Source organism: Qipengyuania sp. (genome assembly GCF_043423005.1).
In the GTDB taxonomy this organism is placed as follows: domain Bacteria; phylum Pseudomonadota; class Alphaproteobacteria; order Sphingomonadales; family Sphingomonadaceae; genus Qipengyuania.
In genome coordinates, this window is sequence record NZ_JBHWMI010000021.1 from 51,480 (window position 1) to 75,766 (window position 24,287).

Below are 24,287 nucleotides of genomic sequence, written 5' to 3' on the forward strand. Positions count from 1 at the left end.
CGACAGCTTCGGTCGTGCACTTTAGCGGCGACCTCAGCTTCACGCGGGGAAGACGGGTTACGCACCGATATGCACGCCTGACCAGCAGATGCGAGCAAGCCGAAGCGGCGTGGCGGTTCGTTCATTGTCAACGCTCCAGCACAGCACGAACCAGCGGCGTCGGATCGGCAGCGGGATTACGCCAATCGGCCCGACCGGGGTGAGTGACGGTAACGACTGCGCGGCCGTCCACAGCGATATGAGCTTCACTCGCCCAGCCCCGGTCATTTCGTTCTTGAAAGCGATCGATCAGTTTGTGGGCGCCGATCGCTTCGCGGGTCCATCGACCTGCCGTCGTGCCAAGGCACAGGATCGTTCGGATACCGAGCTCCTGAATCACCGCGGCGTGCACCGGCCAACATTGCGCGAGCAGGACGGCCTTATCGGCGGAAAGCGCCGCTTCATTAGCCGAGCGCACGAACACGACGTTGCTTGCCGGAACGTCGCGCAGATCGATCTCGAGCTGCCCGAACATGTGCCGCATGCGCGGCTGCATGCCATGGGTCCCAGCAGGTTTACCCTGCCAAGATTCGTCGAGATACGCCGACCAAGGTTTCGTCAGTGCACGCCAATCTGCAATGTCGCGCTCGACCGTTTCGTCCGCCTGGCTGACGGGTGAGCCGCCCGGATTAAGGCCGAGCACGTAAAGGCTGCGGTGTCCACTGAACGCGCTTGGCCCCGAGTAGAACAGCGATCCGGAGCGGCGCGTGATGGACGGCGGCAACTGCTCGACGGCCGACGAGATAGAGGCTGGCTGTATGCCGGGCAGAAGTGTGGATGGACGACTCGTCATGCCGCACCAGTGGCCGGTTCTCGCGACAAAATCGGTCGTGGCTCGGTTTCGTTGAGCATAGCATGTGCCGCTTCGAGGCGTTCGCGCATCACTGCGATGAGCGCATCCGGTCCCTCGATCGCCAACTCGCCACCCCAAGTGAACAGGTGTTCGGCTAATTCGCGCATGCCGCCGGTCGTGAACCGGATGCGTAGTTCGCCACCCGCCAACTCCTCGATCTGCTGCAGGCGGTGGAAGCGCCATCCACGTGCGCGGGGGACGGACGGCGCCCGCACGCGTAGCACTACGTCATACTTCTCATCGCGCCACACCGCGAAGCTCTCGGCCAGCCACGCATCAATATTCCAGTCCTCCGGCGCGCACCCGAGCGCCTCGCTCACCATCGCCTCGGTCATGCGGTCCAACCGGAAATAGACGGGTTGATCGTCGCGCCCAGGAATCTTGCCGAGCAAGTAGGTTAGCGGTCCGTGCACGAGGCCGTAGGGGATCACGCGCCGCCAGCGCGGCTCCGGCCGCTCCTCCGTCGCATATTGAAATTCAACACAGCGCCCAGCGAGGATGGCGCTCTGGATTACGGTAACGGTTTCCGGCGCGACGGTCGCGATAGGCCCCGCCGTCACCATAGTCCGCTGAATTCGGGCGAGCGCATCGAGGTCCGGATCGATCCGCCGCTTCTCGCGATCGTCGAGGGAACCCTTCACCTTCGCCAGGAGACTGGCCAGTTGACTGGCGCGCGCGGCTCTGCCGGCGGCGCGCTGGCCATCGACCTCCGCCTGAAGCGCGGCCACCTCGGCTGCAGTAGGACGGGTATAGACACGCCGCAGACTGTCGCGGATCAAGAAACGCTTACGCCGATCGTCGGCGAGCTCGTCCAGATCGAAATGACGAGCGATGATGTCCCGCATCCGCTCGGCCGTCCGCCGGGTGACGCCGAGGCGCTCCGCCATTTCATCGAGCGTCAGCCCCTCGGTGGTCTCCGAGAGTGCGTGGACCAGCCCAAGCAGCCGGTCCAGCTTCGCCATCCTCTCCGTCACTGCCCTGCCCCCTGCGTCCGGATTTGTCGCAGCTTGGATACTTCCGCCCGCCTTAGCAAGCACTTGCGAAGACAATCGATTATTTGGTCGCGACGGCGATCACCGTCGCGACCGGCAGATGCTAAGCTGCCTCCTCCTCCTCCGTCCAAGGCGACAGGCCCGCTGCGTCGTTCGCCGCCGTGCTGAACGCCTTCGCGAACCCGTTCTGACGTCGCGCCTGTAGAGCTGCCGTGTAACCGCGGCCGGCCCGAAGCTCGATGACTTGCCGGAGGATGCGATCTTCGACGACGCCTGCGTCGGCGCGATCGTCGTGGAGCTGTCGCCAGCGTGCGAGCAGCAAGGCAGTGCTGATTACGTCGCCTTCACACGCCTCTTGGACGGCATCCCATTGGTCGGCGTAGATGAGCCGGGCTACGGCGAACGCCGGCACGCTGATCTTGGCAGGGATATCGAGGCTTGCGAGGATCTCGGCCATATGCACCGGCTTCATCTTAAAGCCGCCGGTGGTGGTCCTGGCGAAATCCAGATGTCGGACCGGATCGTTGCCGCCGAACCCCAGCCAGCGCCACCCCTTGGGCAAGGTCAACCCGTGACGCATTGCAGCTAGAGAAAGCATAGGTCCATCGTGGAGCATGCCAGCCCACGATACCAGTTCCGCCTCCTTCGGCGCCTCGCTCAGCACACGGAGGATGCCGGAGACAATCTGACGCTCGTCGAGGTCCGGCCGGCTCAGCGTGGTGAACCGCGCGACATCGACGCCGCCCTCATCGTTCTCCGTGAGAACCATGATCGACGCGGTGACAATGGTCTGGAATGGCCAGCGCGGGGTAAGGCACGGATCCTCGCTGCGGGTATACCCGCGGCGCGAAGGCTCTCCATTTCTCGGCGCCCAGCGTTCCATTGCGAGGTAGCGTTTGTGACCGGTTTCGTCGGTGACAGCACTCTCGAGATCGAGAACAACATAGGCGCGCGGGCGACGCGGCTCGAAGATATGATCAAACTTCATAGGGTTTCTCCTCCGGCACTGGACCGGTATTGGCGGTAACAAGGGGCGGACTCCGCTCGTGTGTGTCCGACGATGATCAGCCGAAGCGGACGACTGTCTCGACCGGCGCTTCCGGCTCGATCCAGTCGGCGCCCGGGGCGATCCAGCTGTTGTTCTCGAGCAACGTGTCGCCCATCGTAGCTGCCACGGTCTTGATGCGTTTCATCGCGAGCTTGCGACCCCTTCCGATGTTTTTCGGCTTGCCCGGCACCCGAACGAGAGATCCGCGGCGGTCGACCGCAAAATGCTCATCGGCGCGGGTGCTGACGAAGATGATCGGCGCCTCGTCATTGGCGGCGAAGGGCACCAGCCGGTCGACAATGTCGACCGTCAGGATCTCGCGGAAAGCGATAGTGAAGCCGGTTGGTTCGGTCGCCTTGGCGCTAGCCCAGCCCGAGTAGACCAGGTCCTTCCGCATCAGCCGGGCGATGCGGGCGATCTCCATGCCGATATGGATGTCCATCTCGCGCCCCGACGAGAAACCAATTGCGTCGTTGGCGGGCTTGAAGGGCGGCCACCCCATCTGCTGCCTGACGGCGAGCATGAAGTTCTGGTGGTGCAGCATCATTTTCATTTCTTCATTCCTTTCGTGATGGCCGATCGGCCAGAGCATTTTCCCCTCTCTTAGGGTGCTCGCTTCTCTCGTCTGGAGATCGATCAGCGCGCGCGGCGGCGCGCCTCTCGACTTCAGCGGTGCCGCTGGCTCCAAGTGATCGGCAGCTTCTTGGGCGCTGGGCCATGGGCGGCGATCTCGCGGCGGAACCACCGCTCTTCCTCGGCGCATGCAGCCTCCTGCACTTCGCACCACCAGACCCGATGACGCGGATCCCAACGATAGCCGCGCGCCTTGAGCAGGCTGCGCCGGTCGAAAGGCGCACCGGTAGCCTCGAAGCGAATGGTCGGCTGCTCGGCGTTGGCGAGCAGGTCGCCAAGCACCGTCCCGCCGTGTTGCAGGCGATGCGCGAGCAGATGGATGAGGCTGACGACATCGGCCATCGCGCGGTGCGCATCGCCGAAGCGGCCGATTTGCATCAGCAGGTGGCCGAGCTTGCGTCCGTCGAAGTCGGCCGCGAGCCAGTCAAAGTCGGAGGCGGAGCATGCCCAGGGTGCTCCGGCCAAACCTGGCATCAGGCTTTCGATGAAAGCGATGTCGAAGCGTGCGTTATGTGCGATCCGAACATCCGCGCTCGCCAACCGACGTTCGAGCCGTTCGAGGTCGATCGCTTTGCCGCGCACGTCGTCATCGGTGATGCCGGTGATCTTCGTGATATGCGGCGAGATCGGTATACCCGGATCGCGCAGCGCCTGTCCCGCGCTCGCGATGCCTACGATCTCACCGGCGGCGTTGACCTCCAAGATCACGACGGCGATGTCGATGATCTCGTCGGTCAACGAATCAGTTCCGGTCGTCTCGGTGTCGATGACTGCGACGCGGCGGATCGGCCCCTCGCCGCGCGGCGCCAGCGGCAGATCGTCCAGCGTCGATACCCGGCGTAGAATGCGGATGTCCGGGTCGTTGGCGTGTTCAGCCATCAGGGCGTGGGCCCCTAGGTGGCGGATCTTGTGCATGCTTGGTCTCCTGTAAGACCGAGCGGCAGCGAGGCTTTTCCCCTCTGCATCTTCGGTCACGGAGACGGGTCAGAGCCCGGCCTTTTCCGCTCACGGATCAAAAGTTGTTCCTTCAAGCGGCAAGCACCGCCTATGGCGGCGGCGCAAAGCCGCTTGACAGGCGTTACAAAATGCCGTCTCATCTGAGAGAGCAAAACGTAACAGGTGACGCCCATGGAATGCGCGATCTGGTTCGATCCAAACGACGTTCAGCGTCGCCTGAAGGCGCTCGGCCTAACTTTCGAAGAGTGCATGCGTGTTGTGAACGCCATGGTTGCGGCGTTCAACGGCTGCACTGACAACGACCCACCCACCGCCGCCGGCTGGGATGCGTGGCGCTTCGGCACGCGCACCTTCCGCGACGTCAAACGCTCGCACGGTTGGGAGAAGGACGATCAGGACAATCTCTCGACCATCGTCCACCCCGATCGCGCTTTCCGCATTGCGGTGGTGAATACCAACGAAGCGACGGGCGTCCGGGAGGCGCAACCGAAGAACAAGTCCGCTAAGGGCAACGGCTCCGAGCGCGCCGTTCGACTGAACCGTGAACCGCCGTTGCCAATTCCCGAATTCCTGAAGGATTACGAGGAAGCGCTCGCTGCCGCCGCCCGCTCCGACGCGCCGATTTGGTATCTGTGCGCCTATATCAGCAACGAGGCGGTTCGTGCGGAGCTGTCCTTTCCGATGACGGTGGAGGGTGGCTATCTGTGCAACTGGCGCGAGCGCATCATCCTGATCGATCAGAACGGCCCGGTATGCGACGTCCGCGGGCGCGATGAGGACGATTACGGTCCGGACTTCGAAATTCCGGTTCGTCGCAAGAGGTAAGTCATGTTCAATCCAGCGAGGCTGAGCCTCGCGCGACACCGCGCCGGGCTCAGCAAGAGCCAGCTGGCGGAGGCCGCGCGCGTGAGTCGGCCTGCCCTCCATCGCTATGAAACCGGCGCGACTGAGCCGGCCGCCGATATCACGGAACGGATCGCCGATGTGCTCGGCTATCCGGCGGCCTTCTTCTATGGCGAATCCGTCGATCAGCCGCCGCGTGATGCTGCGAGCTTCCGGTCGATGTCGCACATGCTCGCGGGTGATCGCGACGCTGCGCTCGCGGCGGGATCACTTGCGTTCATGGTGAGCGATTGGGTGGAGACGCTGTTCGACCTTCCGGAGATCGACCTGCACGACCTCAGCGACGAGCGAACTCCCGATCACGCCGCGCGGGCGCTTCGCGAACTTTGGGGCCTTGGCGAGAAGCCCATCCGGAACATGGTCCACCTGCTCGAGGCCAAGGGAGTCCGGGTGTTCTCGCTTGTCGAAGAGACACGGTCGGTCGACGCATTCTCGGTCTGGCGATCAAACAAGCCCTACATCTTCCTCAACACTGTCAAGACGGCCGAGCATAGCCGGTTCGACGCAGCGCACGAGCTCGGTCACCTTGTCCTGCACAAGCACGGTGGGCCAGGCGGTCGTGCGGCAGAGGACGAGGCAAACCGGTTCGCCTCGTCGTTCCTGATGCCGTCGGCGGATGTGCGAGCCCGTATCCCTATCGTTCGTGGGCTCAACCACATCATCGCCGAGAAAGCGCGGTGGAAGGTATCCGTTGCCGCGCTCAATTACCGCCTGCGTCAGCTGGGCATCACGTCCGAGTGGGAGAATCGTCAGCTCTGCATCCAGATCGCCCGCAACGGCTATCGCACGGCCGAGCCGCAGGGCATCGAGCGCGAGACATCCGTGGTGTGGGAAAAGGTGTTCGGCGGCCTGCGTAAAGAGCGGATCACGAAGCACGACATCTCGGCCGCGCTTCATATTCCGGCTGCCGAGATCGATAAGCTCGTTTTCGGCCTCACGCGGATGATGAGCATCGAGGGTGGTCGCCAAGGCGCTGCCAGCAGCGCCCGCGGGAAGCTGTCGCTGGTGTCTGGCTGATGAAGTTTGGGGGTTAGGTGCCGATACTGGAGTGGATGACGCGCGGAGAAGACGTGCGCGCGGCGGCGGGGGTCCCGTATCGGCTGCTGGAAGGGATGCCTGAGCTGGATGGTGGCGACGGCGATGCCACCAACATGCTCATTCAGGGCGACAACTTAGACGCGCTCAAGGCGCTGCTGCCCTATTATAAGGGGGCGGTGAAGTGCATCTACATCGACCCGCCCTATAACACGCGATCGGCATTCGAACATTACGACGACAATCTGGAGCACAGCCAATGGCTGGCAATGATCTATCCGCGCCTCGTGCTGCTGCGCGAGCTGCTGGCGGAGGACGGCAGCATCTGGGTGTCGATCGACGACAACGAGGGACATTACCTCAAGGTCGTCATGGACGAGGTGTTTGGGCGAGCCAATTTCATCGATACGGTGATCTGGGAGAAGGCTGACTCGCCCCGTAATTCAGCTCGGCAGCTCTCGTCTGACCACGACTACATCTTCGGCTACAGCCGGCGGGATGACTGGGCTCCTCGCCGGCTCCCTCGAACCGAAGCGGCGAACTCGATCTACAGTAACCCCGATGACGACCCCCGTGGCCCATGGCTACCGGGCGATCCATACGCGAATAAACCTTATTCGCGGGGTCTGTATTCGATCGAAGGGCCGACTGGCCGCACCTTTCAGCCGCCGGCGGGGCGCTTCTGGCGCGTGTCGGAGGACCGGCTACGTGAACTCGATGCCGATGGACGGGTCTGGTGGGGCCCGCATGGATCCGCGCGCCCGAGCATTAAGAGATACCTGTCTGAAGTTGCAGAGTTGGTGCCCCGGACCTTGTGGCGAAAAGAGGATGTGGGCAGCAACCGCTCGTCGAAGAACGAGATGCGCGCCCTGTTTCCCGATGAAGCGTCATTCGGCACTCCCAAGCCTGAACGTCTGATGCAGCGCATCCTCCACATCGCCAGCAACCCGGGCGATCTTGTGCTCGACAGCTTCCTAGGATCTGGCACAACTGCCGCCGTCGCCCACAAGATGGGACGGCGGTGGATCGGCATCGAGATGGGCGACCATGCCGTCACGCACTGCAAGCCGCGCCTCGACAAGGTGATCGCGGGCGAACGGGGCGGCGTATCTGAAGCGGTGGGCTGGACGGGCGGCGGCGGCTATCGCTTCTACCGCTTGGGCGCGCCGGTGTTCGAAGCCGACGGGCACATCGCTGATAGCATCCGGTTCGCGACGCTTGCGGCGCATATCTGGTTCAGCGAGACCGGAACGCCATTTACGAGCGACATCGACCAGCCTGTGCTGGGTGTTCATGAAGGCGTGGCATACGTCCTGCTCTACAACGGCATTCTCGGCGATCGCTCGGTCACCGGCGGCAACGTGCTGACCGCGGCACTTCTCGCCCGGCTGCGCGCGGAGAGCGGCTGGGAGGGGCCGATGACCGTCTACGGCGAGTGGAGCAAGCTGGGAACGGCGCGGCTGACTGAAGCCCGGGTCACCTTCAAGCAGACGCCCTATGACGTGAGTGCGCGCTGATGGAACTAAAGGACTATCAGCTCCGCGCCCTCCACGCGCTCCGCACCTTCCTCGATCAGGCAGCGATTCGGCCACACGAGCAGGCCTATGCCGCCGCCTGCGCGATTGGGGAGCCCGGTGCATATGCCGCAGCATATCGCCCGCTCTCAGGTCTACCGGACGTGCCCTATTGTTGCCTGAGGCTGCCGACCGGCGGCGGCAAGACCCTACTGGGTGCCTATGCGGTAGGCATCGCGCGCGACACGTATCTCGCGCGCCGCTTTCCGGTGGTGCTCTGGCTCGTCACGTCGAGCGCCATCGCCGACCAGACATTAGGCGCGCTCAAGAAGCCGACCCATCCCTATCGCCGGGCGCTGGAGGCGAGCTTCGGCGGCGCGGTCCGCGTCTACGGCATCGACGAGCGGCGGCAGCTCCGTCCACAGGACGTGGCCGATGCGGCGACGGTGATCGTCGCCACCGTTCAATCCTTCCGCGTGAACAACGTCGCTGACCGCAACGTCTATCGCGACGACGAGGAGTTGGAGCCACATTTCGCGGCGCTGCCGGCGGGCGTCGACCTTGCCGGGCACGAGGAAGGACCGCGCCGGGGGAAGCCGATCGCCAGCTTCGCGAACCTCCTCAAGCTGCACCGCCCGCTGGTGATCGTGGACGAGGCGCATAACTTCACCTCCACCTTGTCCGGCGAGACGTTCGGGCGGCTTGGACCGGCCGCGGTGGTGGAATTCACCGCAACGCCGGTGCGCTCAAACGTCATCGTCTCGGCGACGGCTGCCGAGATCAAGTCGGCGGACATGATCAAGCTGCCGATCCACCTGTCGCAGCATGGCAGTTGGCAAGCGGCCATCGTTCATGCGGTCGACAACCGAGCTTGGCTCGAGGGCATCGCCGCCAAGGACGGCGGCGGCATCCGGCCTATCGCTCTCTACCAGGCGATGCCCGCCCGTGAAGGTGCGGAGGCGACGGTGGACGTGGTCCGGCAGCACCTGATCGAGGATTGCCGCATCCCTGAGGATCGAATCGCCGTGGCGACCGGCAATCAGCGGGAGCTCGACGGGATCGACCTGTTCGACCCCGCCTGCACGATCGAGCACGTTATCACCGTGGACGCGCTCAAGGAAGGCTGGGACTGCTCCTTCGCCTATGTGTTCTGCTCGCTGGCCAGCATTCGCAGCGGCGGTGCCGTGGAGCAGCTGTTGGGGCGGGTGCTGCGCATGCCTTTCGCTACGCGTCGCTCTTCTGAGGAGCTGAATCGCGCCTATGCTCACGTCTCGGAGCGGAATTTCTTCGAGGCGGCCGAGGGGCTGAAGGACCGTCTGACTCAGATGGGGTTTGATGAGCGCACGGCGCTCGAGGCGATCGTAGAGCAGCCAGAGAGCTTCGACTGGACCGAGGACCAGTCCCTCTTCACGCAACCGGAACTGCCTGTCCTGAGAGTCCAGGAGCGGCCCGACCAGAGCGACTGGACTCCCGAAATGGTGGCAGCGACACGGATCGCTGATGATGGTGAGGGCGGCGTTGCCATCACCTTCGACACGACCGCGCCCGATCAGGTGCTGCGGGAGGTGGCGGCGGCCGTCGCGACGCCGGAGATAGCGCCGACCGCTGCCGTGGAAGCGTTCATCGTCCAACGAGCTGCGGCGCTTTCGCCAGCGGAGCAGGGAGAGGTGCTGACGCTGCCGCGTCTGGCGATCGAGCGCGACGGGCAGTTTGAGATCGTCTTTCCGGAGACGCTGGTCGATGTCGGCGGCTGGGATCTGCGGCAGGTCGATACGAGCCTTCCGGGCTTCGCTCTCACCGACCGCCCGGACACGTTCGAGATGGACGTGGACGGGGACCAGGTCATCTACAGTCGCATCGACGCAGCCGCCGAGCTGGCGCTCGACGATGCCACTGACTGGGACGTGGCCGCCCTCTCCCGGTGGCTCGACCGCACAACGCGACAGCGTGACGTCGCCCAGCCGGTGTTCCTGGAATATTGCCGGCGCGTCGTGGAAGGCGTCACCGAAAGGATCCTGCTCCCGCAGCTCGTCAGGGGCAAATATGCGCTGCGCCGCGCCATCGTAGCGCGCGTGGCGCAGCTTCGTAATGAGGCAGGCGCGCGGGGCGTCCAAATCCTGATGGATGACATCGCGCCGGTGCTTGCGCTGGGCGACAACGGCTTCAGCTTCAGCAAGGCCGGCTACGATCCACGCACGCCCTACTCCGGACCGTGGCGCCCGCGGAAGCACCTCTTCTCGCAGGTGGGCGATCTGAAGCACGGCGGCGAGGAATGGATGGCTGCCGTGGCCATTGATGACCACCCGGCCGTGCGCTTCTGGGTCCGCAACGTGGATCGCACCGCCTGGTCCTACGCGCTGCCGACCTCGACCGACCTGTTCTACCCGGACTTCGTGGCCGAGCTGACCGATGGCCGTAAACTCATCGTGGAATACAAGGGGGCCGACCGCACCGATAATGCCGACAGTCGGGAGAAGCGGAATATCGGCGCGCGGCTGCAAGAGGTGAGCGGCGGATCGGTGCTATTCCTGTGGGCGGAGTTGGATCGCGGCGGCGGCGTGGCTCGGCAGATCGATGCGGTGATCGATCGATAGCACTCATAGCTTCCGACGTTCTTCGGCGTAGCGAGCAACAGATGCTTCCCGAGCGTCACAAGCGGTGATCGGCGTGCTTTCGCGCTGCCACGGCAGAAATTTCATCACGTTACAGAAACACCGCCAGCCGTCCTGCTGGAACCAGATCGCAGATGGGCACGATGAGCAGGCGGTCGGCGGGCGGGCATCGAGAGGCGTGTTCAACAATCTGAACGCAGAAGGGACGAAATCAGTTTCGGCTCCCATGACCGTGGCTGAAGTGGTGGACGGGGAAATGACCATTACACTCTCCTTCTTCTATGGATGGCATGAGACCACGCGGCGAACTCATCGCGACCTTGCAGCGGCGGCCAGGGCGACGGCGCGCCGCGCCTGATCAATTGCCGCCGGTGGGGCAGCACGAGCGAACTCCGATGCGGGAAGTCCAACTTCGCTCAACGAGCGCGGCGCGGTTGGGACTTCGCGGGCTACCTCGTCGAGGGAGGTCCGCGTCCAATGATCGTCGATGCTCCAGTCGCTGCGGTGGAACAAATGGGCCAGCATCGCCAGGACGCGTTCTGCGTGTCGCGCGGAGTTCAGCTGCGGCGTCTGCTGAACCGTCTCTGGCAAGGGCCGGATCGGTGTTGCCGGCGGCCTGCTCGGATGGCCGGTCCCGGCAGCGGCTCCTGCGGGCGGCACGCCCCGTTTCGCCTGCTCCCGGCCGAGAGAGCCATCAAGGACGATCCCCTGAGCGGTGGCGATCTCAAGCACCAGCGTCTGAAACGCGCGATCGCCGGTGACGGCGATCCGATTATCTGGAAACCGAGAGGCGATCAGCAGCAAACTTGCTCGCACGGCGGCACGATTGCTTGCCGCATGGACAAGAACCTTGTCGCCGAGGTCGATGAAGGCGGGAGGTCCAGCGCGATGACCCGCGGCTCGATAGACCACGCGCCCCTTGAGCTGAGTTGCTCGGAAACCCTCCAGAAGAGGTTGAGCGGCCTTGATCTGCGCGTGCCCCCTAGCTGACACAGTGCTGAACCCCAATGCGGCGAAAACCACCGCGGCCGGATCAGGAACTTCCGCGCCCGCTCGCCACGCAGCGAACGAAGGGAAGGCTGCCGCGCCGATCGCGGCTTCGAACGCGGCGTTGATGGCTTCGTCTTTAGAGCGGCTGCCGAGCGCGCCGCGGACGTTGGCTGCCGCCTCCGACAATCGTTCATCATGCGGTCGGCGAAGAGCATAGTAGGCACGCCGATCCGCATCGTTAGGCCAGCGCTCCCGGGGCCGAACCGCTGCCGGTCTGTATGGGGACGAGGCAAGCGACTGCTTGAACCTCTTTTCTATCGCCTCACATGACGTGCGGCGATCAATGGATGCTTTGACGGTCTTGCCGTCGATTACAAACGCCGCGCCGGATCGTTGCCGGCGAAGCTCGATACCCTGCTCCGCCAGTGCGGCGTGCGCCGCGTCCAGCGTATCTGCTGCGAGAACGGTCGGCACGGCGATGTCAAGCGCAACGCGTTTTCGCGACATGAAACCGGTCGCCTCTTCATAGGCGAGCGAATCCGGGTCGACTGCCTTGTGATCGCGCTTAGGTTTGGACGCGGTCGTGATCGTCTTCGCGCGCCGGCGCGCCCAAGTGGATGGATCATGCGCGTCCCCGATCACCCGACCTGACGCTCGCTCAATCAACCGGTCGCTGCGGACGGCATATCGCGACCCAGTCTCCGGAACCCAGTGGGGAAACTCTGCTTCGATCACCGCCTTTGCGCGATGAGCGGTGTCGATTTCCCAACCGTCGCCAGCGGTCACCCTGGCGGCGGTGACTGGGTCAATCCTCACGCTAGCCAGATGGACGTGCGCATTGTCCGTGTCGTCGTGATACCCCCACACGCCCTTGCAGCGCTCGAGACCCTGTGATCGCATGAAGATCGCGATCACGCGCTCGACCTCTTCCACCGTCGGCTTCTCGCCCTCCGGCCAGCTGAAGACCCAGTGATCGATCGCGCCCGCGGAGTCGGGACAGCGATGAAGAAGGGCGGCTAATTCGGCCTGCCACTCTGAAAGGCTCGTGCCGTGCAGGTTCCTGCCACCCGCCGCCAGGACAGGCGTCTCACGGCCCTCAGCGATAGCGTAGCGGGCAAGATCTTGGAGATACACGTCGTCGGAGAGCCGGACGAGTTCGTGCAGGTCGGCGACATCGGCGCGCCCGACGTAGCGTGACAGGTGAATCAGGTAAGCGAACTCAGCCTCGTGGGGCTCTCGTCCTGGTGCCCGTCGCCGGATTTTCTTGATGATCACGCGCGGTATTCCCGCTCGTGCAGCTGGATGATCCCAAGGACGATCCGCGCCTGCTCCGCGATGAGATCACGCGTAGATTGGTCTAGCTCGATCTTTGCTGCGGCAGCCAGCAGCGCATCGCAGATTCCAAGCAACGCGCCGGCCGCTGCCAGTGTGGGCCGCGGGCGGGCACGTGCATCATCCAGCACGTCCCGAATATATCCGGACACCGACTTGCCTTCGACTGCGGCATGCGCGGCGAGGTTCGCCCGCTCCGGGGAGGTGAGGCGCACGGCAACAACGTGCGACTCCTTCTTCGACTGCGTCACGAGCATGCTCCCATTCTGCTGCGACAAGCCCGCAGGGCGCGGAGCGGCGAACCCGGGCGTAAACACGCCCCATCCTGTGTTCTTCTGCTTATGTTCTCCCAATGGTCGGCGACTAGTCGCCGACTGGTCGGGGTTTCGCTGAGGATCGGACAGGCCGACATGACCGATCTGCTACTCACGCCAGTCCTGGCCGTGCACATAGAGCATGGTGTGCCACCAGTCCGCGCCGCCTGCGTGGAGCCGCTTGACCGCTTCGAGCGGGTCCAAATAGGGTTCCGGAAGCCAGTCGGCGCGGCCGTTCAACAGGGCAGCGACGATCCTCTCTGATGTCGAGCCGATTGCATAACCCTCGCTCCGGGCCAAACGAGCGAGGCGGATGAACTCCCGCGAGAGCGGCACAGAGACGAGTTTGTGATTGATCATGGCTAACTCCGAGTAGGCAGGCCACTTGGCGGACCAACGGCGGCGGCCGAGCGGGCGGAATGATATGGTTCGGGTGATGCCGCGGTTCAGACGGCGAGCTTCGCGACGCGATAGGCGGCCTCTCTGGCGGTGGAGGCGTCGATGAATGCGCGCGCGGCAGCAAGAACGGTGGCGTCGTCCGCACTGCTGGTCAGACGCTTCATCACTCGCTCAGCCATGATCTCAACAGCGTCGGCAGCCAGAGCCTCGTCACGCACCTGCCACTTCGCATTGCGGCCGATATAGAATCGCTGCGGCCGGCCGCTTGCGAGCGTGGCGAGGACGGGCACGGCCAGATCGGCGCTGACGAGGTCGGCCATAACCGGCTGCTGCGCGAGCTGCAGGAGGTTGTGCGCTGTCCATGCAGCCGCCATCGCGAACCCACCGGGCGGCGCCGAGCACCAATCGAACGGAGTGACCCCCGCGGCGGTGATCAGGCCCAAGATGGCGAGCTGATCGGCTGCCACCTCTACCGACGCGTAATCTTCCTTCAGCTCATCGAACTTCGTGAAGTCGCTTCCCTCATCACGGCCGTGGAAGGCCAGGATGACCTCCGCGTCCTTCGACATCTGCCGCGCAAAGTTGCTTGCATCCTCGTCGAGGCCGACCTTGCCTGCCACCAGCGAAAGCACGACCAAGGCGTCGTGGCCGAGCGCCTTGAGCTGACGCAATGCGGCTCGGACGGTTCGACGAGACTTACTGTTCAGCATCTCGTTGGCACCGAGATCGATGATGATGACATCGGCGTCATCTTCCTCGGCAATGGCCATGAGGGTTTCTGCGTAGGTGCCCGTCTCCTCGTCCGGCAGCAGCTCAACGCGGTTGGGGCCACCCTCCTTCAAGCTGGCGGACAGGCTGCCAATGCCCCGATCGGCGCAAACGTAGATCACGGTAGATCCGGCCGCGGCGGCGACACTTCCGATGACTAATGCGGTTTTGGTCTTGCGCACTCCGCCCCCGTTGGGGCCGATGAGAATGACCTTGAGCTTGCGCTTCTTGTGCGCGGACGGAAGCTCGGGAGCCGGGGTAGTCGCAAGTGTCGTGGTGGTCTTAAAGTCGGTCATGATCTTTTCCTTGATCTGGTGTGTGAAGGGCAATCAGCCTCGCCGCCTCCGAGCCGCGAACTGGTCGTCATCGTCGCCGACAGCCTCGGCGGCATCGGTTAAGCTGGGCATGAGCTTGGCTTTTTGCGTCTGCGGTTCAGACACGGGGGATGCCCCCCGCAGGTCTGCGACTTTCGCGTGGCCCGACCTGATGTTCTTGACCGTGCCGATCTGCTTCAGGATTTCGGCCTTGAATCCGTGATCGAGCACGGGTTCGCCCCGCGCCCGGACAGCCAGGGCGACTTCGCTCAACGTCGCGCCGTCGTCCGCGAGGAGTTCGACGATGTCGTCGCGATAATCGCGCACGATATCGCCCTGCAGCCGCCTCCGCGCCTTCTGCGCCTGCTGATCCGCGAAATGCGGTCGCAGCCGGTTCACGGCCGCCCCCGTTGACTAGTGTTGCGGATGGTGCGGGAGATTAGCCACGCCTCGACATCGGCCCGGCGATAGCGCGGCCGGTTGCCGCAATGGGTCCACACGGGGCCGTCACCCCGAACGCGCATCTTATCCCAGAGGCTGCGGCTGGTCTTGGTGAGGGCGGCGAGCTGGACGGTGGTCAACCACTCGTCCGCACTCGCCCACTTCTTATGATCGATATCCAATGTCGTTCTCCGACTATCGCCGCGGCGTTGCAGCGGGGTCGGAGATCGCTCGTGGAAGACGAGCCGTCTAAGGCGTCATTGCGGCGCAGCATTCCGTGACAGCTCCAAACTAAGGCGTCACCTCTCGCTATGATGCTAGTCTGCCACGATTAATTCGTGCCGCCATTTTTTCGCGCGCCCGCGATTCGAGCGATCCGCGCACTTTCGCCGCGCAGCAGCACGGCCATTCCGGTAATCAGTCGATCCGACAATTCGCCGAGCGGGCCGCCTCCCTGCAGTGCCGGCTCGTTCTGTTTCCAGACTTCCCATTCATCCGCGATGATGCCGCGCACTGACTTTGCGGGCGCGCCGTCAAGATCGCTCTGCTTCGTCTGAGCGAGATGGATCAGGAATCGAAGATAGGTGGAGAAATAGTCGGTTGAAATGATGCTTGATGAGTCTGAGGACGAAGACAGTCCGACCGTTGACAGCACCGCCTTGGCTGATTCATTGGTGACGAAGACCTTCCCATGGTGAGATCCATCTGACGATACTTTCGCAGGATCACTCGGATCGAGCTGGCATCGGGAGAAAATAGCTCTGAACGCGGCCTCGTTGCGCCAATGCTCTGGGCCCACTTCGACGAATTTGAAGGTCTTGGGATTGAGGACAACAGTCTTCAGCTGACCGCCTGCCGCACGTTGCGCGATATCCTCGCGCAGAGGTTTCGCGGTCTTTTCGCTCGGTTTTCCAAAATTTCCATCCCACGCGGCACCATAGCGCAGCCGCCCGTAATCCAGGAAAAACTTGGCCAGCGTAGTGAAACGCTGAGGATCCTGCTCATACCAGTCTCGGCGACCCTCCAAGCTCCAGAAATAATCGTGCATCTTGCCACCCCGAAGCGGGCATCAGGTGGCATCCACGTCCAAGCGCTTCAACCTCGTCGCGTAGAGCCACTTCCTGTGCGGCTCTGCCGCCAGCTTAGTGCTCCGCACGTCACGCAGGAACTCGCCCCATAGGTCCAGCGCCACACGCTTCTCGGGCAAGTATCTATATTTATTGTAAACGCCGGCCACACCTCCGCGTGTGCCACTGGTGTGCGCCAAGAGATCCTCCGTCACTTCGACGGGCACCCCCATCGCCTGTAGGGCGGTAACCCCAGTTCGACGAAGATCATGGAACCTCCAAGGGGGCAGTAGCGTCGCATCGTCAATGTGAGTGACGTCCTCGCCGCGCTGCTCCGCACGGGTTCGCAGGATTCTAAGCATGCGTTTGTCCAACGTTGCTTTCGCCTTGGAAAAACCACTTACGCCGGTCTTGCCTGTCGTGGTGAAGATCAGGCCGGCGCGCTTATAGCCCAGCACAGCCAGGGTCTCACGCACTTCCCCATTGCACGGCGTCAGGTGGTCGAGCTTATTCTTCATCAGTCTCGCCGGAATTGACCATAGATCGCCGGCTGGTGACATCTGGGCCCAATCGGCGCCGGCGACGGTCTCGCGACGCTGCAGAGTTCCGGCCAAGACGAGGAAATACGGTCCGAAGGGGTATGGGGTCGCGTCGGCCGCGAGAGCGAACGCGGCCATCTCTTCCGCCGAAAGGTGTCGATCGCGAGAGGGAACAGTGGATACTGCCTCCATCGAGGCCATCGGCGACGCTGAAATGTCGCCTCGGTTCTTCATGGCCCAGTTGAAGAGCTTGTTGAGGATGGCGTAGGCCTGCCGCTTCAGCGCGGGCCGATCGTCCATGCCCCCGAGCAGGTCATCTATGTCGGCCTTGGTAATCGACGGCAACGGACGGCGGCGGAACACGGGCTTAACATCCCTGTTGAGGATGCGCTCTGCCTCCCGCCATGTTTTCCAATTCACCTTAAGGTAGCGCTCGACGAAGAAATCGGCATAATCGCTAAAGGCGAGTGTTACAGCCGCCTTGCGACGCTGCCGGGCGTCCTCACGTGGGTCGCCTCCCTGGCGCACTAGGCCGGCCAGTCTCAACGCTTCTTTCCGAGCAGAGTCCGGCGACCACGGACTTCCATGCTCACCGATCGTGACACGCTGGGTCGCCGCCTCTCGCCCGCCAGTTCGATACTGAAAGATATAGGTGCGCTTGCCCTTAGCTGTGACCTTGAGCCCGAAGCCCTTCACCTCAGTATCCCAGACGAAGGCTTGGGAGGTGGACGGCTGCAGCGAGTCGACAGCGCGTTTTGTGATCTTCAGGGTAGGCATGCTTTCCTCATCAGCAATCACCCGGCAAGCACCGGATGTCCAATGAGAGCCATGATCAACCGATCTCGGTCAAGCGAATTCTCGGTAAATTACTGTAGGGGAAGGAACTTTCTAACGGCGTCCTAATTCGTCCCAACAGGAGCAGCTGACTCTTAATCAGCGGGTCCTAGGTTCGAGCCCTAGTGCGTCCACCATTCTTTCCGGGTAATCACAAATCACACGGCGCATGTTGCCCGCTGTTCGCTCGCGCTCGGGGCCGCCCGGCGGCCGCGCAGATTGGTCTGTTCGTCTATATCGCCGATGAACTTTTCCGCGACGTTTCCCCGAACGGTTACATTCGCACGGCTGATCCGGATGAACGACTGGAAACCCTCACCTTCGCGGCTCAGCACGACGTTGTCGGTCACCTGGCCGCTGGCGACGCCGGATACGCTGATCCCGTTGCGCAGCCCCCCATCGATGACATTCCCGCAAATGATCACCCGACCGAACTGCGGACGCTTGGGTTGACCGGTCTGCTTGTCGACATAGATCCCGCGCACGAATATCCCCTGCGCGGGCAGGCCGTCACCACGTTCGAAGCGATTGCCGATGATCTCGATCTCGCTGTTGTCCGAACCGTAAAGCGGCCAGAACTGGATGAAATCGGGGTGGTCGCCCTTGCCCCCGGTATTGATGGGGTGAAAATCGGTGGCGTAGTTGGAGATGACGCGGACCCGCCGCGAACCGCCGCTGCGGAACGCATCGACTCGAAGATCGCGGAACGCACAGCCTTCGAGGGTGAAGCCGTCGCACTGGCTTGCGGCGACCCCATGCCTGAGGCCGCGGAACTTCATCCGCCGCATGGCGATATCGCGGCAGTGCTGGAACAGGAAGCCGGTCTGGCTGCGATCGTCGCCAACCACTTCGCCGTCCTCGAAATTAAGCCCGGCACAGTTGTTGAGCCGGAAAGCATGGCGTTTTGTGCCGCTTGCCCGATAGGTTCCCCCCCTCAAGGTAACAGGGTCGGCAAAGGCATAATCCTTAACCTCGGCGCTTTCGATCGTCTTTCCGGCGAGATCGATGGTCTCTCCGCCGGAACATCCGGTCAGGATCGTTTCGAGGTTCATCATCGCTCCTGCAGTGTTATTACCGTTATCCTGCGCACATGAGGCAAGCATGCCCAAAGCTAGGGCTGCGGTCTGAACGGTCGGTGACGTTACGCTGCCTTCCTCCGCCACAATTGCCCCCGCCATTGATGTCACACCAGGATGTGTTTGGGTTTGGCTATCACAGCGTAATGTGATACCGGCCGCCTCATGGATACGATAGCCAAGGTTCGCGCACTTGTCGCGCAAGGTCTCATCAGCCGCTCCGGTCTGGCACGGGCCGCCGGGCTTCATGCCAATACCTTGCGCGATTGCACCTCCGACGACTGGAACCCGACGGCAGACACGCTGGGAAAGCTGGAACGCTTCCTTGAATCGAATGACGAGACCCCCGTTCTGGTGGGCGCCGAAGAGATCATCGACGAGGCGCGCAACGGGCGGATGTTCATTCTCGTCGATGATGAAGACCGTGAGAACGAAGGCGATCTCGTCATTCCGGCCCAGATGGCCACCCCGAACGCCATCAATTTCATGGCTACGCACGGACGGGGGCTGATCTGCTTGTCGCTCGATCGCAAGCGGATCGAGGCGCTCGGCCTGCAGCCGATGAGCCGCGACAACCGCGAAAGCATGCAGACCGCGTTCACCACCTCGATCGAAGCGAAAAGCGGCGTGACCACCGGCATCAGCGCCGCTGACCGGGCACGGACCGTTTCGGTTGCGATCGATGCCACGATGGGGCCGGACGATATCGTCACGCCGGGCCATGTCTTTCCGCTCGCTGCGCGCGATGGCGGGGTGCTGGTCCGCGCCGGCCATACCGAGGCAGCGGTGGACATCTCGCGCCTGGCGGGGCTCAACCCTTCGGGCGTAATCTGCGAGATCATGAACGAGGACGGCACGATGGCCCGCCTCGACGATCTCATCGCCTTCGCGCGGCGGCACGACATGAAGATCGGCACCATCCGCGATCTCATCGCCTACCGGATGCGCCATGACCATCTGGTCGAACGGATATCCGAAACCCGCTTCCAGTCCGACTACGGCGGCGACTGGAAGTTGATCACATATCGCAACACGGTGGACGGGGCGCAAAGCTTCGTGCTGCAAAAGGGAGAGATTTCAGCCGAGGCGCCGACCCTGACGCGGGTGCACACGATCTCGCTGCTCGATGACGTGATGGGCCAGTCCGGCCCGCGCAAGCGAACCCTCCAGCGCGCGATGGCGGCCATCGGCAAGCACGGGACCGGCGTGATCGTCCTCCTCATCAACCCGCGCGCCGCGATGCCGGAAGCCGCGGGCGCCGAGGGCGGCGATTTTCGCGCCTACGGGATCGGCGCGCAAATCCTCGCTGATCTCGGGATCGATGACATGATCCTGCTCACTAATTCCCACCGCACTATCGTCGCGATCGAGGGCTACGGTCTCAACATCGTCGGCGAAGAACCCATACCGGAGTGACCATGGCCCGTATCCTGATCGTCGAAGCCCGCTTCTACGAACATCTCAATGACATGCTGGTGGCGGGTGCGCGCGCTGCGCTTGAGGCGGGCGGGCACGAGGTCGACGTTTTGACCGTGCCCGGCGCGCTGGAAATCCCGGCGGCGATCGCGCTGGCAGCGGAAAGCGGAAGCTACGACGCTTATGTTGCCATCGGCGTGGTTATCCGCGGCGAAACCTATCATTTCGAGATCGTCGCGGGCGAAAGCGCCCGGGGCATCATGGCGCTGACGATCGACGGACTGGCCATCGGCAACGGCATTCTGACAGTGGAGAACGAGGCGCAGGCACTCGAACGCGCCGATGCGAATCGCAAGGACAAGGGCGGCGAAGCGGCACGCGCCGCCCTCGCTTTGCTTGATTTGCAGACGCGGTTCGCCGGTTAGGCGGAACCGATCCGCCCGAAGCAGGCGCGCCCGGCATAGTGGGCGCTGTCGCCCAGCTCTTCCTCGATCCGGATCAGCTGGTTGTACTTTGCCAACCGGTCCGACCGGGCAAGCGAGCCGGTCTTGATCTGTCCGCAATTGGTGGCGACGGCAAGATCGGAAATGGTCGCATCCTCGGTCTCGCCCGAACGGTGCGACATGACCGCGGTGTACCCCGCCCGCAACGCGATGGAGACCGCTTCGAGGGTTTCGGTCAACGTCCCGATCTGATTCACCTTGACCAGCAGCGAATTGCCCACCCCGCGGCCGATCCCGTCGCGCAGGCGCGCAGGATTGGTGACGAACAGATCATCGCCGACCAGCTGCACATCGCGCCCGATCAGGTCAGTGAGGGTCTTCCAGCCGGCAAAATCGTCTTCGCTCATCCCGTCTTCGATCGAGCGGATCGGATAGTCCTGGCATAGCTGCGCAAGGTATTGCGCCATCTCCTCGCCCGAAAGCGAGAGCCCCTCGCCGGCGATTTCGTACCGCCCGTTGCGATAGAATTCCGTGGCGGCGCAATCGAGCGCGAGGACCACGTCGTCACCCGGCGTGAAGCCCGCCTGTTCGACCGATGCCATGATGAAGTCGAGCGCGGCGCGCGTGCTGGCGAGATCGGGGGCAAAGCCGCCCTCGTCGCCCACCGCCGTGGCGAGACCTTTCTGGGCCAGGTTCTTCTTGAGCGTATGAAAGATTTCCGCGCCCCAGCGCACGCCTTCTGCGATGCCGTCGGCGCCCACCGGCATGACCATGAATTCCTGGATGTCGATCGGGTTATCGGCATGTTCGCCGCCATTGATGATGTTCATCATCGGCACCGGCAGGACATGGGCGCCGACCCCGCCGAGGTAGGCGTAAAGCGGCAGGCCGCGGGCATTCGCCGCCGCCTTCGCGACAGCCATGCTGGTGCCCAGAATGGCATTGGCCCCGAGCCGGCTCTTGTTCGGCGTGCCATCGAGTTCGATCAAGGCAAGGTCGACGTCGCGTTGATCCTCGGCATCGAAATTGCCAACCAGCAGATCCCGGACCTCGCCATTGGCTGCTTCCACCGCCTTCAGCACGCCCTTGCCCAGATAGCGCGCGGCATCCCCATCGCGAAGCTCGACCGCCTCGTGTGCCCCGGTCGACGCCCCGGAGGGCACCGCTGCGCGGCCGAACGAGCCGTCATCCAGCAGCACGTCGACCTCCACAGTGGGATTGCCCCGGCTATCGAGGATTTCGCGAGCATGGAGATCAAGGATGGCGGTCATGTGCGTCCTGCTGAGCGTAAGGTTGCGACGGCCCGGCGCTGCGCCAAGGCACCGGCGCCCTATTCGCCGGAACCCTAAGGTGCAAGTGACGTTAAGAAACCACGCGCCGGGCATGCCCCGGCATCGGCATTATGCATTGCGAGGACAAGATCATGGCCAATACCGACGGCACCGGGAAATCGAACCCGAACAGCACCCCCGCCTCCACCGCGACTTCGAAGGATTCGCTGATGGACAAGACTGCATCGACCCAGGGTGCAAGCACCTCGACGACTGGTTCGGGTTCCTTCGCCAGCACGGGCAGCACTGGGACCGGCACTTATTCCAGCGGCGCGGCGACCACCGGGTCGACCGGCTCGGGTGACAGCAATGCCCTTGGCAGCACACCGGGCAGCAGCACCGCGGGCACGACCGGTTCGGCCTTCTCGTCCACGACCGGTTCGCAGGACACTTCGTCGTCGCATTCGACCAGCCCGCACCGCGAAGAGGCCAAGAGCCGCTTTTCCGCCGCGCTCGACGAAGCCAAGGCCGGGGCTGCGGCACTTCGCGCAGAAGCCGGCGAACGCGCCAGCGCCTACAAGGGGCAGGCCAAGGACCGCAGCAGCGAATTGCGTGATCAGGCTCGCGTCAAGACTGACAGCGCGAAGACCAAGGGCCGCGAACTTGCGGTCGAGGGCAAGGGTCAGGCAAGCAAGGGGCTGCGTTCGCTCAGCCAGTTGGTCAGCGACAATGCCCGCATCGTCGACGAGCGGCTGGGTGCGAAGTACGGCGATTATGCCCGCAGCGCGTCGAGCTCGCTCAACCAATATGCCGATCGGCTGGACGAGCGCAGTGTGGACGAACTGACGGAAGACGCGCGCGAAATGGTGCGCAAGAGCCCGGGCCTTGCGGTTGGCCTCGCCGCGGTTGCCGGCTTCATGCTGTCCGGCCTGTTCCGTCGCTGAACCATAACAGGGTCGAAGACATGACGCTTGATCGAACCATTTCCTCGGCGCCAGATCTTCGCCAGGATCTCCCCGAACCCCATTTCGATGCCGAGACGGGAGGCTATGAGGACACATCGTCGCTGGTCGACGATGTGTCCGCCCTGTTCTCCGACGGGAAGAGCTACGCCAAGGCGGAACTTGCATTCCAGAAAAGCCGCGCCAGCTACGTTGCCGATCGTTCCAAGGGCGCATCGGTCTTCGGGCTTGGTGCGCTTATCGCCCTGCATCTGGCTTTGATCGCCCTTACGATCGGCCTGCTGCTCGGTCTCACGGAAGAGCTTGGCCCCTGGCTGGCGACACTGATCGTCTTCGGCCTGTTCGCCATCATCGCCGGCATCATGGCAATGATGCTCAAGAGCCGGCTATCGGAGATTAGCAGCGCCATGTCGGACAAGAACGCATGACCGATCTGAAGTCACAATTCGTTGCCGACCGTCAGTTGCGCGATGCGGCAAAGTCTCTCGTCATGGCCGACTATGCGCAGGTCAAAAGCGATCTATCACAGCGCGGCGTGGGTGCCCGAGCGGTCGACCGCCTCAAGGACAGCGCCACCGACGTGTACGAAGAAGCCCTCGAGGTTGCGGACAATCACAAGGGCGCGCTGGGAGCACTCGTTGCCGCCGTCGCGATCTGGTTTGCACGCAATCCCATCCTTTCGCTGTTCGGTTACGGCTCCGACCAAACCGATGACGAGGGTTACGACGACGCGCACCATCAGGACGACGAGTTCGCGGAACATGGCCGGTTCGACAGGCGTTTCGGTTCCGAACATCATTATTGAGGACTTTCTACATGGCCGATAACGCCACCAATCCCACTCCCCAATCGAACGTCACCCCCCTCGGTGGCGAAAGCAAGCTGACCGACGAGCAGAAGCGTGCCGAATTGCGCGCCCGCATCGAGGCCGGCAACAAGCGCCTGGAAGAACGCACTCTGGCCGACCAAGCCAAGGACGCGGCCGGCACGGCGGTTGACTTCGCCAAGAAGCACCCCCTTGCTACCGTTGCTGGCGGGGTCGTACTCGGCCTTGCCATCGGCGCGATGACGCGTCCGGGCCGCCGGGTCGGCAGGCGGGGTGGCCAGATGGCCAGTGCTGCTTCGCACTCGCTCGCTGCCTACGCGCTGTCGATGCTCGATGGCGCTCGTGATGCGACCCGCACGGCGGGGGACAAGCTGCGCGACCTTGGCGATACGACGGCTACTACCGCGCGTGATACCGGACGTGGTGCCGGTCGTCATCTCGACGCCATCGCCGATGCGCTGCGCGCCGGTACCCGCACGGCGACACGCAATTCGGAGCGCGCTTCACGCAACGTCAAGCGCGGTTTGGGTTACTGACTACGCCCAAGCGAATAAGGGTCAAGCGGCGTGCCGGGGTTGCCTGGCGCGCCGCTTTCGTTATGGGCCTGCCCTTGGCAAAACTACGGTGAAAGCGCAGCCCCAGTGGAAGAAAAAGAGACCCATCAGACCCTTTACCTCGTCATGGGAGGTCGGGTCACCGATCCGCGGAG

The 24,287-nt window shown here is 63.4% G+C and carries 26 protein-coding genes; 10 read left to right on the top strand and 16 right to left on the bottom strand.

Features of this window, described 5'->3' with window-relative positions; genetic code table 11:
• Positions 1-127: 127 nt before the first annotated feature.
• The 5 genes from ACHFFA_RS03980 to ACHFFA_RS04000 all read right to left on the bottom strand — a co-directional run bounded on the left by ACHFFA_RS03980 (position 128) and on the right by ACHFFA_RS04000 (position 4,444).
• On the bottom strand, positions 128-832 hold the full coding sequence (locus ACHFFA_RS03980; RefSeq protein WP_394269543.1) for a hypothetical protein: 705 nt from the start codon (positions 830-832) through the stop codon (positions 128-130).
• The gene (locus ACHFFA_RS03985; protein ID WP_394269544.1) at positions 829-1,854 is read right to left on the bottom strand and encodes a helix-turn-helix transcriptional regulator; all 1,026 of its coding nucleotides are present in this window, start codon (positions 1,852-1,854) and stop codon (positions 829-831) included. The genes ACHFFA_RS03980 and ACHFFA_RS03985 overlap by 4 nt, the downstream gene beginning before the upstream one ends.
• Positions 1,855-1,987: 133 nt before the next feature.
• Positions 1,988-2,872 (bottom strand): hypothetical protein, encoded by an 885-nt coding sequence (locus ACHFFA_RS03990; protein WP_394269545.1) that lies wholly within the window; start codon positions 2,870-2,872, stop codon positions 1,988-1,990.
• 76 nt (positions 2,873-2,948) lie between these two features.
• Positions 2,949-3,485: a hypothetical protein gene (locus ACHFFA_RS03995; protein ID WP_394269546.1), complete on the bottom strand. Its 537-nt coding sequence runs from the start codon at positions 3,483-3,485 to the stop codon at positions 2,949-2,951.
• 113 nt (positions 3,486-3,598) lie between these two features.
• Positions 3,599-4,444: a 3'-5' exonuclease gene (locus tag ACHFFA_RS04000; protein ID WP_394269547.1), complete on the bottom strand. Its 846-nt coding sequence runs from the start codon at positions 4,442-4,444 to the stop codon at positions 3,599-3,601.
• 249 nt (positions 4,445-4,693) lie between these two features.
• Here ACHFFA_RS04000 and ACHFFA_RS04005 point away from each other — a divergent pair, with 249 nt between their 5' ends.
• From ACHFFA_RS04005 to ACHFFA_RS04020, 4 genes are read left to right on the top strand one after another with little or no spacing between them, the layout of a single operon-like run.
• Positions 4,694-5,347, top strand: a complete 654-nt coding sequence (locus ACHFFA_RS04005; RefSeq protein WP_394269548.1) for a hypothetical protein — start codon at positions 4,694-4,696, stop codon at positions 5,345-5,347.
• A gap of 3 nt (positions 5,348-5,350) precedes the next feature.
• The gene (locus tag ACHFFA_RS04010) at positions 5,351-6,442 is read left to right on the top strand and encodes a helix-turn-helix domain-containing protein (protein WP_394269549.1); all 1,092 of its coding nucleotides are present in this window, start codon (positions 5,351-5,353) and stop codon (positions 6,440-6,442) included.
• Between the two features lie 35 nt (positions 6,443-6,477).
• On the top strand, positions 6,478-7,977 hold the full coding sequence (locus ACHFFA_RS04015; RefSeq protein WP_394269550.1) for a site-specific DNA-methyltransferase: 1,500 nt from the start codon (positions 6,478-6,480) through the stop codon (positions 7,975-7,977).
• Positions 7,977-10,568 (top strand): DEAD/DEAH box helicase, encoded by a 2,592-nt coding sequence (locus ACHFFA_RS04020; RefSeq protein WP_394269551.1) that lies wholly within the window; start codon positions 7,977-7,979, stop codon positions 10,566-10,568. Before ACHFFA_RS04015 ends, ACHFFA_RS04020 begins: the two co-directional genes overlap by 1 nt.
• A gap of 3 nt (positions 10,569-10,571) precedes the next feature.
• On the opposite strand, the gene ACHFFA_RS04025 is transcribed toward ACHFFA_RS04020, so the two are convergent.
• The 10 genes from ACHFFA_RS04025 to ACHFFA_RS04070 all read right to left on the bottom strand — a co-directional run bounded on the left by ACHFFA_RS04025 (position 10,572) and on the right by ACHFFA_RS04070 (position 18,636).
• The gene (locus tag ACHFFA_RS04025) at positions 10,572-10,850 is read right to left on the bottom strand and encodes a hypothetical protein (protein ID WP_394269552.1); all 279 of its coding nucleotides are present in this window, start codon (positions 10,848-10,850) and stop codon (positions 10,572-10,574) included.
• Between the two features lie 45 nt (positions 10,851-10,895).
• A complete protein-coding gene (locus ACHFFA_RS04030) occupies positions 10,896-12,851 on the bottom strand; it encodes an LPD7 domain-containing protein (RefSeq protein ID WP_394269553.1) in 1,956 nt (651 codons plus the stop codon).
• Positions 12,848-13,186 carry a plasmid mobilization protein gene (locus ACHFFA_RS04035; RefSeq protein WP_394269554.1) on the bottom strand — a complete coding sequence of 113 codons (339 nt, stop codon included), beginning with the start codon at positions 13,184-13,186 and terminating at the stop codon, positions 12,848-12,850. The genes ACHFFA_RS04030 and ACHFFA_RS04035 overlap by 4 nt, the downstream gene beginning before the upstream one ends.
• A gap of 144 nt (positions 13,187-13,330) precedes the next feature.
• A complete protein-coding gene (locus ACHFFA_RS04040; RefSeq protein WP_394269555.1) occupies positions 13,331-13,582 on the bottom strand; it encodes a hypothetical protein in 252 nt (83 codons plus the stop codon).
• 86 nt (positions 13,583-13,668) lie between these two features.
• Complete coding sequence (locus tag ACHFFA_RS04045) at positions 13,669-14,685, bottom strand: ATP-binding protein (RefSeq protein WP_394269556.1); 1,017 nt, start codon at positions 14,683-14,685, stop codon at positions 13,669-13,671.
• A gap of 33 nt (positions 14,686-14,718) precedes the next feature.
• Positions 14,719-15,102, bottom strand: coding sequence for a hypothetical protein (locus ACHFFA_RS04050; RefSeq protein WP_394269557.1), 384 nt, complete (start codon positions 15,100-15,102; stop codon positions 14,719-14,721).
• Positions 15,099-15,326: a helix-turn-helix transcriptional regulator gene (locus tag ACHFFA_RS04055; protein WP_394269558.1), complete on the bottom strand. Its 228-nt coding sequence runs from the start codon at positions 15,324-15,326 to the stop codon at positions 15,099-15,101. The genes ACHFFA_RS04050 and ACHFFA_RS04055 overlap by 4 nt, the downstream gene beginning before the upstream one ends.
• 149 nt (positions 15,327-15,475) lie before the next feature.
• Positions 15,476-16,192, bottom strand: a complete 717-nt coding sequence (locus ACHFFA_RS04060) for a hypothetical protein (protein WP_394269559.1) — start codon at positions 16,190-16,192, stop codon at positions 15,476-15,478.
• A gap of 21 nt (positions 16,193-16,213) precedes the next feature.
• Complete coding sequence (locus tag ACHFFA_RS04065; protein ID WP_394269560.1) at positions 16,214-17,527, bottom strand: tyrosine-type recombinase/integrase; 1,314 nt, start codon at positions 17,525-17,527, stop codon at positions 16,214-16,216.
• A gap of 215 nt (positions 17,528-17,742) precedes the next feature.
• On the bottom strand, positions 17,743-18,636 hold the full coding sequence (locus ACHFFA_RS04070; protein WP_394269561.1) for a right-handed parallel beta-helix repeat-containing protein: 894 nt from the start codon (positions 18,634-18,636) through the stop codon (positions 17,743-17,745).
• Between the two features lie 189 nt (positions 18,637-18,825).
• Between ACHFFA_RS04070 and ribB the strand changes: the two genes are divergently transcribed.
• Positions 18,826-20,076 carry a 3,4-dihydroxy-2-butanone-4-phosphate synthase gene (ribB, locus tag ACHFFA_RS04075; protein WP_394269562.1) on the top strand — a complete coding sequence of 417 codons (1,251 nt, stop codon included), beginning with the start codon at positions 18,826-18,828 and terminating at the stop codon, positions 20,074-20,076.
• A gap of 2 nt (positions 20,077-20,078) precedes the next feature.
• A complete protein-coding gene (gene ribH, locus ACHFFA_RS04080) occupies positions 20,079-20,501 on the top strand; it encodes a 6,7-dimethyl-8-ribityllumazine synthase (RefSeq protein ID WP_394269563.1) in 423 nt (140 codons plus the stop codon).
• Here the strand turns inward: ribH and eno are convergent.
• Positions 20,498-21,790 (bottom strand): phosphopyruvate hydratase, encoded by a 1,293-nt coding sequence (gene eno, locus ACHFFA_RS04085; protein WP_394269564.1) that lies wholly within the window; start codon positions 21,788-21,790, stop codon positions 20,498-20,500. The genes ribH and eno overlap by 4 nt on opposite strands.
• Positions 21,791-21,942: 152 nt before the next feature.
• Between eno and ACHFFA_RS04090 the strand changes: the two genes are divergently transcribed.
• From ACHFFA_RS04090 to ACHFFA_RS04105, 4 genes are read left to right on the top strand one after another with little or no spacing between them, the layout of a single operon-like run.
• Complete coding sequence (locus ACHFFA_RS04090) at positions 21,943-22,734, top strand: hypothetical protein (protein ID WP_394269565.1); 792 nt, start codon at positions 21,943-21,945, stop codon at positions 22,732-22,734.
• A gap of 20 nt (positions 22,735-22,754) precedes the next feature.
• The gene (locus tag ACHFFA_RS04095; protein ID WP_394269566.1) at positions 22,755-23,180 is read left to right on the top strand and encodes a phage holin family protein; all 426 of its coding nucleotides are present in this window, start codon (positions 22,755-22,757) and stop codon (positions 23,178-23,180) included.
• Complete coding sequence (locus ACHFFA_RS04100; RefSeq protein WP_394269567.1) at positions 23,177-23,557, top strand: hypothetical protein; 381 nt, start codon at positions 23,177-23,179, stop codon at positions 23,555-23,557. Before ACHFFA_RS04095 ends, ACHFFA_RS04100 begins: the two co-directional genes overlap by 4 nt.
• Before the next feature lie 11 nt (positions 23,558-23,568).
• The gene (locus tag ACHFFA_RS04105; RefSeq protein WP_394269568.1) at positions 23,569-24,114 is read left to right on the top strand and encodes a hypothetical protein; all 546 of its coding nucleotides are present in this window, start codon (positions 23,569-23,571) and stop codon (positions 24,112-24,114) included.
• Positions 24,115-24,287 lie beyond the last annotated feature (173 nt).